This window comes from Bacteroidota bacterium (genome assembly GCA_016718825.1).
In the GTDB taxonomy this organism is placed as follows: Bacteria; Bacteroidota; Bacteroidia; order J057; family JADKCL01; genus JADKCL01.
Genome location: JADKCL010000031.1, coordinates 53,380 through 68,530, shown reverse-complemented (window position 1 = coordinate 68,530; position 15,151 = coordinate 53,380). Strand labels below are relative to the sequence as shown.

Below are 15,151 nucleotides of genomic sequence, written 5' to 3'. Positions count from 1 at the left end.
CAATGCTGGGCAGTGGACTTCGCTCAAGATCATCAATGGCAATCCGGCGATCAGCTATTATGACGCCGGAAATGTTCGGCTGAAATACATCCGGGCCAATGATGCCACAGGAACTGCGTGGGGATCTCCAGCAGTTCTGGCATCCGATGGCGCGGGGAGGTTTTCCAGCATGATTCCGATGGGAACTGGAGCAGGCATTGCCTATCAAAATTCGTAGGGTTTGGCCTTGGTTCATTAGGAATTACAACAGGTGGTGCCCCCGACCGTGACACCATGCTACTCCCTCCAAGCGGGCCTAAACCACCACATCACTCCAGTGTAGCACTACCACCAACACCACCAGCATTGTGGCTATACAAACACCAATTTCACGGGGGTGCTCCATGTGGACCCGACAACCGGTGTGGTCACCGTCACCGATGCCAAACAGGCTGGTGTTTATACCGTGACTGTCCAGGCATTTGGGCCGGGAGGGACAGCTTCCACCACCTTCACCCTCACAGTGACAGATCCCAATTGCAGTCAGGGGCTGTTTACCAGCAGCCCTAACGTGGTTGTCGGGTCAAACCCTGTTTCCGTCGCGATCGGCGACTTCAATGGAGATGGGAAGCAGGACTTTGCCGCTGTGACCTCGCCAAATAGTGTTTCCATTCGATTGGGAGATGGATTGGGCGGCTTCAGTTTTGTTACCAGCGTGTTTGTCGGGACAGGCCTTCGGTCCGTGGCGATCGGTGACTTCAATGGGGATGGGAAGCAAGACATTGCGGCTGCGAACTCTAACTCAGCTGATGTTTCCATCCGATTGGGCGATGGCCTAGGCGGCTTCAGCGGTGTTACAGACGTGGTTGTGGGTTTAAACCCTTATTCCCGTCGCGATCGGCGACTTCAATGGGGATGGAAGCAAGGACATCGCTGTTGCGAGGGGAACGCTCCAACCAAAATGCTGTTTCCATCGATTGGGAGATAATGCGGGGCGGCTTCGGTGGTGTTACAAACCTGGCTGTCATTAAACCCTACTTCCCGTCGCGATCGGCGACTTCAATGAGGATAGGAAGCAGGACATTACCGCTACGAACGTTAACTCAAATACTGTTTCCATCCGATTGGGAGATGGCCTAGGCGGCTTCAATAGTGTTCCTGACGTGGCTGTCGGGTCAGGCCCTTTTTCAGTTGCGATCGGCGACTTCAATGGGGATGGGAAGCAGGACATCGCCGTTGCGATGGCTGGCTCCGATAGTGTTTCCATCCGATTGGGAGATGGCCTGGGCGGCTTCAGCGGTGTTACCAACGTGGCTGTCGGGTCAGGCCCTGCTTCCGTCGCGATCGGCGACTTCAATGGGGATGGGAAACAGGACTTTGCCGCTGCGAACTATTTCTCGAATACTGTTTCCATCCGATTGGGAGATGGCCTGGGCGGCTTCAGTGGTGTTACGAACGTGGCTGTCGGGTCAAACCCTCGTTCCGTCGCGATCGGCGACTTCAATGGGGATGGGAAGCAGGACTTTGCCGCTGCGAACGAAGCTCAAATAATGTTCCGTCCTATTGGGGAGAGGCAGAAATCAACTTGCAAGGTAATTCCACTTCCATTGTCGATGGGGATGAACACCTTCAACGACAGATCATACTGATTTTGGCACCGTTGCTGTGTCCACACCCTTTGCGCGCGTATTCACCATTCAGAATACCGAGTACAGCGATTTCGATCTCTTCGATAACTTCCACGGGTACAAACGCTGCTGAATTTGTCGTTACTGGAGCACCTACCACGGTCGCCGCTGGAGGCTCTGCAACCTTTACGGTTACCTTTACACCGACCGCAGCTGGTTTGCGTACGGCTACCATTACGGTCAACAACGACGACTGCACCGAAGCAGCATATGATTTTGCCGTCCAAGGGACTGGCATTATTCCTGCACCTACCTTGGGCACCTATGCAAACACCTCGCTCCAAGCAGGCAGAAACACGACCATCACGCCTAGCGCAGCCCCCACCAATACCACAAGCATCGTCGCCTATACGAATACCAATTTCACAGGGGTGCTTCATGTGAATCCGGCGACAGGCGTGGTAAGGATTACCGATGCAAAGCAAGGAGGAACCTATACGGTGACGGTACGGGCTGACGGGGTAGGTGGATCCACAACAACTACCTTCACCCTCACCGTGACCGATCCAGCATGCAGCCAAGGGTTGTTTGCAAATGGGACCACCGTTGGTGTTGCAACCAATCCGTATTCAGTCGCAATCGGCGACTTCAACAATGATGGCATTCAAGATTTTGCAGCTGCAAATCAGAGCCCCAACACCGTTTCAATTCGCCTGGGCAATGGATCGGGGGGGTTCACGGGTACAACCAATGTCGGCGTGGGAGTGGATCCCTACAGCGTCGTTGTCGGGGACTTCAACGGAGATGGAAATCAGGATTTTGCATGTGCAAGCCCTAGTAATACGCCTCAAGTGGCGATTCGAATGGGCGATGGCCTCGGCGGATTTGCCAGCCTCCCACACGTGCCGCTCAACGGGGCACGTAATGTTGCCCTCGGTGACTTTAACAACGATGGCAAACAAGACCTGGCGATAGGAACTACAACGGGAGTGATCGGCATTCGTTTAGGAGACGGCAATGGTGGTTTTACGGGTTCCACAAATATCGCCGTGGGACCAAATCCTTTGTTCACTGCCATTGGGGACTTCAATGGCGACGGCAACCAAGACTTTGCGACGGCCAACAGCGGAACGAACACGGTTTCCATCCGTCTGGGCAATGGAAGTGGCGGATTTACCGGCACGACGAACGTGACGGTTGGCACGGCACCAAGTGGCGTTGCCATTGGCGACTTCAACGAAGATGGATTTCAAGACTTTGCAGCTCCCAATTTCGGATCCAACAGTGTTTCTATTCGTTTTGGAGATGGCACAGGCAACTTCACAGGGGCTACAGAGATCGCGGTCGGCACCGGTCCGAGGAATGTTGCCGTTGGCGACTTCAACGGCGATGGCAACCAAGACATTGCGGTCTCTAATGCAGCAGCAGGTACTGTTTCGGTTTTATATGGCAATGGTGCAGGCGTATTTGCCACCACGACGACCTTCGCTGCCGGCACGGCCCCCTACGGTATCGCCGTGGGAGACTTCAATGCCGACAACAAACAAGATATGTTGATCTCCAACTCCAATGCGTTGACGGTGCAGGTGCGTTTGGGCGGGGAGAATGATATCAACTTGGTTGGGAATTCCGTTTCAATCGTTGATGGCGATGTGTCGCCAGCCTTGGGCGACCATACCGACTTTGGCACGGTCAACGTGGGAAGTCCATTCGCCCGCACATACACGATCAACAATACAGGAACCACAGCCCTCACCGTAAATGCCATTGCAATGGGCGGCGCGGATGCAGGTCTGTTTGCCGTGAGCGGCATTACGCTGCCCGCTACTGTGGCAGCTGCTGGTAGCACAACCTTTACGGTGACTTTCACACCTGCAAGCATAGGTCTGAAGACGGCTACTGTGAATGTACTGAGCGACGATTGCAATGAGGCGACGTATGACTTTGCAGTGCAAGGAACAGCTAGATTGCCCCACCTCTACGTGGACCTCACCGCCGTCGGCGCCAACAACGGTACTTCCTGGGCAAATGCCTACACTGACCTCCAAAATGCATTAGCGGCAGCCGTCAGCGGGGATACGATTTTTGTAGCTGCTGGAACCTACAAACCCGATCTCGCAGGACCTGGCAACCGCAATTTGAGCTTTGGCATGAAAACGGGTGTTGTTGTACTTGGCGGATTCCCGACCGGCGGGGGCACATTGGCGCAACGCAATTGGGTCACCAATCCGACCATCCTCTCAGGTGATATTGGAACGCAAGGTGTCCATACCGACAACAGTTACCACGTCGTGCGTTGCAACGGACAGCAAGGTGAATTGAACGGCTTTATTGTCGAACGTGGACGTGCCGATGGTGCTGCACCTGACAACGACGGTGGTGGTGTTTTTGTGACCTCAGGCTATGTAGCTTCGCGGTTTTGTACCTTCAGGAACAATTTTGCAGCTGACCAAGGCGGCGGTAGCTACCATGACGCGGGCGGAAATCCGACTTTCAGGCAGTGCAAATTCGAATCCAACAGTGCGGCATTTGGTGGCGGAAGCTATGCTTTTGCCTCGACGGTCATCGCCAATTGCGGCTATGTCGGCAATACCGCTACGACCAACGGTGGTGGCGTGTATGCGGTGGTCAACATCAACATGTACAATGCCACATTCAAAGGCAATTCGGCGACCACTAGCGGCAATGCGATCTACTACCAAAGTGGCGGCAGCAATAGATTGTTCAACAGCATCGTCTGGGGCAATACCGGCAGTGGCACGCATATCGCAGGAGCTGGGTCCATCACCTTGCGCAGCTGCATCATTGAAGGTGGTTGCCCAGGTGGTGGCGCGACCTGTACTTCGATCCTGAATGTCAATCCGCAGTTTTCAGATGTCGCAGGTCATTTGGCATCCAATTCCCCAGCCATCGATGCTGGTGAAAATACAACAGGCGATGGCAACAGCGATGCCCTCACCATTGATCTCGACAACCTCAACCGCAATTTTGATGCGATTCCCGGCGGTGTGACACGCGACATGGGCGCGTATGAATCCCAAGCACTGAATCTTTCCCGTTATTATGTGGACCATACCGCAACAGGTGCCAACGATGGAACAAGCTGGGCCAATGCATTCACCGCTTTTCAGAGTGCAGTAGCTATTGCAAGTGCGGGTGACACCGTCTTTGTGGCCGCAGGCACGCACAAGCCGAGCGTAGGCCCGGGCTATTCACGTACACGCAAATTCACCTTGGTCGAAGGCGTGCGCTACTACGGCGGCTTCCCGAATGGGGGTGGCACATTTGCGCAGCGGGACTTTTCGGCGAATCGGACCATTCTTTCAGGAGACATCGGAAACGCGATCGACAGCACCGACAACTGCTTTACCGTTGTGGATGCAAGTAATCTCACCCCGGCGACTTTGATGAGTGGATTCACCGTCGAAGAAGGAAACGCCGACAGCGCCAACGTTTTTGTAATCTATGGTCGCGCTGGTGGAATCAACCTCGCCGCAACGGGAAGCATACGTTTGGACAGCGTGACCGTGAGAAACAACTATGGCAAAACTGGAGCCGGAATCGATGGTCGCCAACCCACCAACTGGGTCCTGAGAGGCTGCACATTTGACAACAACAGCAATGCAGGCGCCATTCTCATCGAGGGCAATGCGACAGGTTCCATGAGTAATTGCATCTTCACAAACAATGTCGGTGGCGTCGGTGGGGCCATCAACTTGAATGTGCTGACTGCCAACTTTACCTTCACCAATTGCACCTTTGCCAACAATCGGGCTACGGGTGGCGGCGGTGGCGGAGCCATCAGTGGGGGAAATGGCGGATGCACATTCACCAATTGTAGCTTTACCAACAACACTGCAACAAATGGCCCCGGGGGAGCTTTTTACAAGTTCTATTCAACCCTGAATACTTTCAACAATTGCACCTTTACTGGCAACCGGGCTGCCGGCGGCGGCGGTGCGATTTACGGTCAAGGCGGATTTAACCTCTCCCGCTGCGAATTCCGGCAAAATCTGGTGACCACAAGCAGTAACCACGGCGGGGCCATGTACAACAACGGTACGGCTTCGACCATCGAGAACTGCGTATTCTGGGACAACCGCACCACGAGCGGACTTGGTGGTGCGATCTACAACAACACGGGAGGTACTTTAACAATTCGCAACACCACTTTTGCCAATAACCATGCCTTGGGTTTCACGCAGGGTGGGGGCATCAACAACAATTCGAGTTCGAATGCGACGATCAACAACTCGATTTTCTGGGGCAATTTGGCGAATAACAACGACGTCCCTGCAAATTCCGAAATCGGACATGGCTCAGGTACCTTGACCGTGACGAATTCCATCTGGCAGGGTCAGACGCCGAGCGGAACGATCTACAACATCAATCCGCTTTTTACCAATCAGGGAAGCGGTGACTTGACCTTGACGCTTTGTTCGCCGGCGATCGATACCGGATCCACTGCGGGTATGCCTGTGGTGGATTTCTTGGGGAATACGCGTCCATTTAATGCTAAACCGGGAACCCTCGACTATGATTTGGGTGCCTACGAATTCCAAGCATCCGCCATTGATGTGACGCCGCCAAATGCCATTTGCCAGAATGTGACGGTGAATTTGAACGCAGGCGGGAACGGAACCACGACTGCTGCCGCAGTCAACAATGGCAGCACAGACAATTGTGCAATTACAAGTTTGGTGCTGAATACCACGGCATTCACTTGCGCCAATGTTGGAGCCAATACCGTGACCCTGACGCTGTCAGATGCTGCTGGCAACACCAGCTCCTGCAATGCAACGGTCACAGTCCAAGACGTGACCCCACCTACGGCTTTGTGCCAGAACGTTACGGTCAGTTTGGATGGCGCGGGCACGGCATCACTCACAGGCGCTATGCTCAACAATGGCAGCTCAGATATCTGTGGCATTGCCAGCCTGAACCCGAGCGTGACCTCATTCACATGCAACAACCTCAATACCAGCAAGCTCTTCATCAGTGATGCAGACAGAGTTTTTAAGACAGATTTGCTTGGAAACAACCGCACCAATCTTAATCCACTGGCTGCGGCACTTTATACCCTTGCCGTCGTGCCTTCCAAAGACAGCGTGTACATCGCCAACTTCAACCAAGGCAAGCTACAGCGTGTGCACCTCAATGGCGGCACCGTGACGGATATCAAGACGGGCGTGCAGCCTTTTGGTATCGCTGTGGACCATTTGGCAGGCAAAATCTACTGGGCAGATCCGAATGCAAATACGATTTCGCGCTGCAACTTGGATGGCTCCGGTACACAAATCATCGTTTCAGGGGCGACCGATGCCGATTATTCCCGCATCATCAAGCTGGACTTGACCAATGGCAAGATGTATTGGACCGACGCCAACTTGGGAACTGTGAAACGCGCCAATCTAGATGGTTCAAGCATCCAAACGATCGTCACTGGCCAAGGCAATATTGTGGGATTGGATTTGGATGTGGCGGCGAATAAGCTCTATTTTTCATCCTACAGCTTTAGCCAAATCAAACGCACCAACTTGGATGGGACTGGCCTCACGGTGATCGTCCCCGCTGCAGGAAGTGTTCCCCTAGGTCTAACATTGGATATCCCCGCAGGCAAGATATATTGGGTAAATGGCTCGGGGGGAAATAGCCTCAGGCGCTGTGATCTCAATGGTTCCAATCAGGTGACCTTGCAGACAGGGATGAATTTGCCTTATGACATTGGATTGATCCCAGCCATGCCTGTCGTGCTCACGGTCACCGACGTCAATGCCAATGCTGCAACTTGCACAGGATTTGTGAACGTGCAAGACCTCATCGTTCCCACGATCAGCTGTCCTTCCAACATCAGTGCGAATACCAGTTTAGGGGTCTGTTCTGCGAACGTGACCTATGCAACTCCAGTGGGCACAGACAACTGTGCGAGCACAACGACCCAAACTACGGGACTCGCCAGCGGCGCAGCTTTCCCCGTGGGTGTCACGACCAACACCTTCTCTGTGGCGGATGGATCAGGGAATTCAGCCACTTGCTCCTTTACCGTCACCGTCACCGACAATGTGGCGCCTGTGATTACTTGCCCTTCAAATATATCGACCAGCAATGGTGTGGGTACTTTGCTGGCATCCTACCCGCTGCAAACCAACCTCACCGATGCGACCGGAAACTTTGGCGCTGCAACGATCAGTGGAAACCCGACACCTCCAGCAGCCCCCACGCCTGGAAACGGCGTTTGCCACAATGGAATTCCTGTGCAATTTCCAAATGGACAAAATACGGTAACGCCGAATATCGGCACTTTGAATCCGGCCAACTTTACGCTGCAAGTAGATTTTAAGCTCACAGGCTATCCTGGCACAGCCACAGGCGCACCTGTGATCTTGGGTGGGAATAGTTGGAGATGGCTCGGGATCTGGGTTTCCCAAGCGGGTCAGGCTGGTGTGACCTACAACAATTCGAACAGGGTCTATTCTTCGACCATCCTGAGCCTGAATACATGGTATGCTGGAGAGATTCGTTTTTCAGCCAATACAGCGCGTTTGTTCATTAATCATGTCGAAGTACTTACTGTTGCTACCGGCGCATTGGTTACGAATGGCAACCTCAACTTTACCACCAATCACTCTGGCAATGGAACGGCCTTGAACGGCTGCATCCAGAATCTGCAAATCATGAACGGAACGACGCCCAACTGCGGCGCGACGGTCTATTATCCGACTCCAGTGGGGACTGACAATTGCGCATCCACAACTAGTCGCACGAGCGGTCTTGCAAGCGGATCCACATTCCCCATCGGCACGACAACAAATGTATTCCAAGTGACGGATGCATCGGGTGCTACGGCTACCTGTTCCTCCACGGTGACGGTTGTGGACACGGATTTGCCAGTCCTCACTTGCCCCTCCAACATCACCGTCAATACCGCTTCAGGTTTGTGCAGTGCGGTTGCGACATTCTCAGCACCCGTAGGAACAGACAACTGTCCTGGGACAACAACGGTTCAATCGTCTGGGCTTGCAAGTGGAGCGACATTCCTTGCTGGCACAACGACGAATACATTCACGGCCACTGACGCAGTGGGCAATACAGCGACTTGCAGCTTCACGGTGACCATCATCGACAATGAACTGCCAACGATCACATGCCCAGCAAATATCACAGGCAACAGTGATCCAGGGCTATGCTCGAAGGTGGTGACATTCTCTGCGCCTGTGGGTGCTGACAACTGCGCTGGACCATCAACTTCACAAACAGCAGGTTTGGCGAGCGGCGCTGCCTTCCCGGTTGGCACCACGACGAATGTTTTCAGAGTGACAGATGCAGCTGGCAATACGGCAACATGCAGCTTCACGGTCACGATCAGTGACAATCAATTGCCGACGATTACCTGTCCAGCCAACTTCACGGGCGCCAATGATCCAGGCCTTTGCTCCAAGGTGGTGACATTCACCGCGCCTGTCGGTTCTGACAACTGCGCTGGGCCATCAACTTCACAAACAGCAGGTTTGGCGAGCGGCGCTGCCTTCCCGGTTGGCACCACGACGAATGTTTTCCGCGTGACGGATGCGGCTGGCAATAGCGCAACGTGCAGCTTCACAGTGATCATCAGCGACAATCAATTGCCGACGATCAGCTGCCCGGCAAATATCACGGGCAACAATGATCCAGGTCTATGCTCGAAGGTGGTGACATTCACTGCGCCGGTGGGTGCTGACAACTGTGCTGGCTCGACGACGACGCAAACCGCAGGCTTGGCTTCCGGAGCTGCCTTCCCGGTTGGCACAACCACGAATACCTTCCGTGTCACAGACGCAGCCGGTAATACGGCTACTTGTAGCTTCACCGTGTCCATTAGCGACAATGAATTGCCGACGATCACCTGCCCAGCGAATATCACGGGCAATAATGACCCAGGTTTATGCTCGAAGGTGGTGACCTTCACCGCCCCTGTGGGTGCAGACAACTGCGCTGGGCCATCAACTTCACAAACAGCAGGTTTGGCGAGCGGTGCTGCCTTCCCGGTTGGCACCACGACGAATGTTTTCCGCGTGACGGATGCGGCTGGCAATAGCGCAACTTGTAGCTTCATGGTGGTCATTAGCGACAATCAATTGCCGACAATCACTTGCCCGGCCAACATCACGGGTAACAATGATCCAGGCCTTTGCTCAAAGGTTGTGACTTTCACCGCGCCTGTCGGCACGGACAATTGCCCAAGTGCCACCACGACGCAAACTGCAGGTTTGTCCAGCGGCGCTGCATTCCCCGTGGGTACGACTACGAATGCGTTTCTTGTCACGGATGCGGCTGGCAATACCGCAACGTGCAGCTTCACGGTGGTCATCAGCGACAACCAATTGCCGACAATTACTTGCCCGGCAAATATCACGGGCAATAATGACCCAGGTTTATGCTCGAAGGTGGTGACCTTCACCGCGCCTGTCGGTTCTGACAATTGCGCTGGGCCATCAACTTCACAAACAGCAGGTTTGGCGAGCGGCGCTGCCTTCCCGGTTGGCACCACGACGAATGTTTTCCGCGTGACGGATGCGGCTGGCAATAGCGCAACTTGTAGCTTCACCGTTGTCATTAGCGACAATCAATTGCCGACGATCAGCTGCCCGGTAAATATCACGGGCAACAATGATCCAGGCTTTGCTCGAAAGTTGTGACCTTCACTGCGCCGGTGGGTGCTGACAACTGTGCTGGCTCGACGACGACGCAAACCGCAGGCTTGGCTTCCGGAGCTGCCTTCCCGGTTGGCACAACCACGAATACCTTCCGTGTCACAGACGCAGCCGGTAATACGGCTACTTGTAGCTTCACCGTGTCCATTAGCGACAATGAATTGCCGACGATCACCTGCCCAGCGAATATCACTGGCACCAATGATCCAGGGCTTTGCTCAAAAGTGGTGACCTTCACTGCGCCCGTCGGTGGAGACAACTGCGCTGGTCAAATAACTACGCAGATCGCTGGCTTGCCAAGCGGTTCCGCCTTCCCCGTTGGTATCACGACGAATGTATACCGCGTGACGGATGTGGCTGGCAACAGCGCCTCATGCAGCTTCACGGTCACGATCAGCGATACGCAATTGCCAACGATCACTTGCCCGGCAAATATCACGGGCACCAACGATCCAGGCCTTTGTTCGAAAGTTGTGACCTTCACTGCGCCCGTCGGCACGGACAATTGCCCAAGTGCCACCACGACGCAAACTGCAGGTTTGTCCAGCGGCGCTGCCTTCCCCGTGGGTACGACGACGAATGCGTATCTTGTGACGGATGCGGCTGGCAATACGGCAACATGCAGCTTCACGGTGATCATCAGCGACAACCAATTGCCAACGATCACCTGCCCGGCCAATATCACGGGCAATAATGATCCAGGTCTATGCTCGAAGGTGGTGACTTTCTCCGCCCCTGTGGGTGCTGACAACTGCGCTGGACCAACCACCACGCAGACGGCTGGTTTGGCAAGCGGCGCCGCATTCCCCGTGGGTACGACCACGAATGCTTTCCGTGTCACAGACGCAGCCGGTAATACGGCTACTTGTAGCTTCACCGTGTCCATTAGCGACAATGAATTGCCGACGATCACCTGCCCGGCAAATATCTCGGGCAACAATGATCCGGGCCTCTGCTCCAAAGTCGTGACTTTCTCCGCCCCTGTGGGTGCTGACAACTGCGCTGGACCAACCACCACGCAGACGGCTGGTTTGGCAAGCGGCGCTGCCTTCCCCGTGGGTACGACGACGAATGCCTATCTTGTGACGGATGCGGCTGGCAATACGGCAACGTGCAACTTCACTGTGGTCATCAGCGACAACCAATTGCCGACAATTACTTGCCCGGCAAATATCACGGGCAATAATGACGCTGACAACTGCGCTGGACCAACCACCACGCAGACGGCTGGTTTGGCAAGCGGCGCCGCCTTCCCCGTGGGTACGACCACGAATGCCTATCTTGTGACGGATGCGGCTGGCAATACGGCAACATGCAGCTTCACAGTGATCATCAGCGACAACCAATTGCCGACGATCACCTGCCCGGCAAATATCACGGGCAACAATGACAATGGACTTTGTTCTAAGGTCGTGACCTTCTCTGCGCCTGTGGGCGCTGACAACTGCGCTGGACCATCTACCACGCAGGTCGCAGGCTTGCCAAGCGGCGCCGCCTTCCCTGTGGGTACAACGACGAATGCCTATCTTGTGACGGATGCGGCTGGCAATACGGCAACATGCAGCTTACGGTTGTCATCAGCGACAGTGAGTTGCCAACGATCACTTGCCCAGTAAATATCACGGGCAACAATGATCCCGGGCTTTGCTCGAAGGTGGTGACTTTCTCCGCCCCCGTGGGTGCTGACAACTGCGCTGGACCAACCACCACGCAGACGGCTGGTTTGGCAAGCGGCTCCGCCTTCCCCGTGGGTACGACGACGAATGCCTATCTCGTGACGGATGCGGCTGGCAATACGGCAACCTGTTCATTTACGGTTGTCATCAGCGACAACGAATTGCCAACGATCACCTGCCCTGCAAATATCACCGGCAACAATGATCCCGGGCCTCTGCTCCAAAGTCGTGACTTTCTCGCGCCGGTGGCGCTGACAACTGCGCTGGACCATCTACCACGCAGATCGCAGGCTTGCCAAGCGGCTCCGCCTTCCCCGTGGGTACAACGACGAATGCCTATCTTGTGACGGATGTGGCTGGCAATACGGCAACCTGTTCATTTACGGTTGTCATCAGCGACAGTGAGTTGCCAACGATCACCTGCCCGGCAAATATCACGGGCAACAATGATCCAGGGCTTTGCTCGAAGGTCGTGACTTTCTCCGCGCCGGTGGGCGCTGACAACTGCGCTGGACCATCTACCACGCAGATCGCAGGCTTGCCAAGCGGCTCCGCCTTCCCTGTTGGCACCACGACGAATGCTTATCTTGTGACGGATGCGGCTGGCAATACGGCAACCTGTTCATTTACGGTTGTCATCAGCGACAACCAATTGCCAACGATCACTTGCCCGGCAAATATCACCGGCAACAATGATCCCGGGCTTTGCTCGAAAGTCGTGACCTTCTCTGCGCCTGTGGGCGCTGACAACTGCGCTGGACCATCTACCACGCAGATCGCAGGCTTGCCAAGCGGCTCCGCCTTCCCTGTTGGCACCACGACGAATGCTTATCTTGTGACGGATGCGGCTGGCAATACGGCAACCTGTTCATTTACGGTTGTCATCAGCGACAACGAATTGCCGACGATCACCTGCCCGGCAAATATCACCGGCAACAATGATCCCGGGCTTTGCTCGAAAGTCGTGACCTTCTCTGCGCCGATTGGATCGGACAACTGTCCGGGAGCAAATTCGGTGCAAGTTGGCGGATTGGTTTCAGGAGCGTCCTTCCCTGTCGGCACCACGACCAATTCGTTCGTGGTAACGGATGCTTCGGGCAATTCGGCAAGTTGTTCATTTACCGTTGTAATCACCGACAATCAGTCCCCCACTTGGTCTGGATGTCCATCCAACGTGATTTTGGTTGCAGATACAATGACCTGCTCCATGACGCATACCTGGAATGCACCTAGCCCTGGAGATGAATGTGGAATTTCAAGTGTCACGACAACTCACAATCCAGGTTCGGTTTTCACTGTAGGCGCGACCACCGTGGTCTATACGGCAACCGACCTCTCTGGCAATTCGACGACGTGTAGTTTTGTGGTAACTGTAAATCCTGTTCCTTTGGTGACCAACCTGATCGTGACAGAGGCCGGATGTTACAATATCACATGCCATGGAGACAGCACTGGATCGGTGTTTGCCCAGGTCAATGGTGGTTGTTTACCCTACACCTATCTATGGAGCAATGGCGCCACCACCGCTTCGCTTGTTGGATTAGGGGCCGGTAGTTATACGCTTACGGTGACCGATGCCAATGGGACCACTGCCATTTTGGGTGCAACATTAACGGAGCCTGCGCCGCTGACGGCTGTGATTTCCGGCACGCCAATCGTTTGTGCAGGTGACTCCTCCGCGAGCCTGATGGTGACCACTGCCGGGGGCAATGATTGTGCAGCTTATCAGCTCCTTTGGAGCACAGGCGACACCACGACTTCACTGAGCGGGTTGCCTTCTGGAGCCTATACCGTAACCCTCAGCGACAGTCTCGGCTGTATGGTCACCGATTCGTGGACCGTACAAAGTGAGGCACTTCCGGTCATCAACATCGGTCCTGATACCATGATGTGCCCAGGGATCAATATGGTGCTCACCGGACCTTCGGGGTTTGCTTCCTATCAATGGACCAACGGACCCGGAATCATAACCACGATCACGCAACCCGGAACCTATTGGTTGGACGTTCAGTCCGCTCTCGGTTGCGCGGGTTCGGATACGATTGTGGTTGGGGAGCATGTGGTCGACAACAATTTGATTACGGCGGATGGGCCATTGACGATTTGCGAAGATGTAGCACTGACATTGACTGCATTGCCCGGGCAGGTAAATTATCTCTGGAACACCGGCTCGACCAACCCGGTGATTGTAGTTTTGAATGCTGGCGGACCATTCTGGGTTCATGCCGAGGATGCAAATGGATGCATTGCGAAGGATACTGTTGTAGTAAACTTCCAGCCTTTCATCAATCCGAATCCGCAGATCATACCCGGCCCTGCAGCCTTCCTTTGCCAAGGCACTTCCTTGGTGCTTGACGCACAATCGGGCTATTTTTCCTACAATTGGAGCAATGGTGCCACAACGCAAACGATCACGGTCACGTCGCCTGGCAGCTTCAGCGTTGTCGTTGCAAACGGATTCGGCTGTACCAAGACGAGTCCGACGGTGGTGGTGACCGAAGTGCCGAATCCCGAGCCGCCGATTGCCAACAACAGTGGAACACTGAGCACTGATCCGTATGCGTCCTATCAATGGATGCTCAATGGATCCAATATCTTCGGCGCAGTATGGCCAACCTTGCAGCCGCAACAAGCTGGATGGTACCAAGTAGCTGTCGTCGATGCCAATGGTTGCCATGGCATCAGTGATAGCCTTTTTGTGAGCTTGGTCGGCATGGGCGATGCCGCGGAAGGTCTTTCAGGATTGGCATTGTACCCGAATCCGACTTCCGGTATGGTGCATTTGCTGAGCGATATGCCGATTGAAACGCCGGTGGAGGTTGAAGTTTGGGACATGTTTGGGCGCAAGGTCAAAGTGTTCAATTTCTCGCATCTGCGCACCGAGGCTGAACTTGATTTGACGGATATTGCAAGGGCGACTTACACGGTCAAGGTGAAAACCACACGCCGTCAACCCGAATTGCAGGCCATTTTCAAATTGGTGATCCAGTAAGATCATTCGAAGAATTCAGAAGCGGGAGGGTGCATTGGGTTGTATCCTCCCGTTTTGTTTGTGTTCCGATATGGTTTAGGCCACCCTCCTTCGGCGGCCACAGCCAAGGCACCAAGACACGAAGGGGAAATTTGCCACGAAGACACAAAGACACCAAGTGGAGATTTACCACCAAGACACCAAGTG

General features: G+C 54.5%; 7 protein-coding genes. All 7 read left to right on the top strand.

From position 1 onward, the window contains the following. Positions 1-217: hypothetical protein (locus IPN95_24020; GenBank protein ID MBK9452434.1), on the top strand; the 217-nt coding region annotated here is incomplete at its 5' end. A 159-nt stretch (positions 218-376) separates the two neighbouring features. Then, on the top strand, positions 377-967 hold the full coding sequence (locus IPN95_24015; protein ID MBK9452433.1) for a VCBS repeat-containing protein: 591 nt from the start codon (positions 377-379) through the stop codon (positions 965-967). Positions 968-1,028: 61 nt separating this feature from the next. Further along, the gene (locus IPN95_24010; GenBank protein MBK9452432.1) at positions 1,029-1,628 is read left to right on the top strand and encodes a VCBS repeat-containing protein; all 600 of its coding nucleotides are present in this window, start codon (positions 1,029-1,031) and stop codon (positions 1,626-1,628) included. Between the two features lie 29 nt (positions 1,629-1,657). Further along, positions 1,658-10,282, top strand: coding sequence for an HYR domain-containing protein (locus IPN95_24005; protein ID MBK9452431.1), 8,625 nt, complete (start codon positions 1,658-1,660; stop codon positions 10,280-10,282). Continuing rightward, a complete protein-coding gene (locus tag IPN95_24000; protein MBK9452430.1) occupies positions 10,279-11,913 on the top strand; it encodes an HYR domain-containing protein in 1,635 nt (544 codons plus the stop codon). The genes IPN95_24005 and IPN95_24000 overlap by 4 nt, the downstream gene beginning before the upstream one ends. Continuing rightward, on the top strand, positions 11,856-12,320 hold the full coding sequence (locus IPN95_23995) for an HYR domain-containing protein (protein MBK9452429.1): 465 nt from the start codon (positions 11,856-11,858) through the stop codon (positions 12,318-12,320). The genes IPN95_24000 and IPN95_23995 overlap by 58 nt, the downstream gene beginning before the upstream one ends. Further along, a complete protein-coding gene (locus tag IPN95_23990; GenBank protein MBK9452428.1) occupies positions 12,266-14,965 on the top strand; it encodes an HYR domain-containing protein in 2,700 nt (899 codons plus the stop codon). Before IPN95_23995 ends, IPN95_23990 begins: the two co-directional genes overlap by 55 nt. Positions 14,966-15,151: the final 186 nt, after the last annotated feature.

Excerpts from the sequence above, each read along its gene's own strand:
- IPN95_23995 (MBK9452429.1), top strand. The coding sequence starts at position 11,856 with ATGCAGCTTACGGTTGTCATCAGCGACAGTGAGTTGCCAACGATCACT.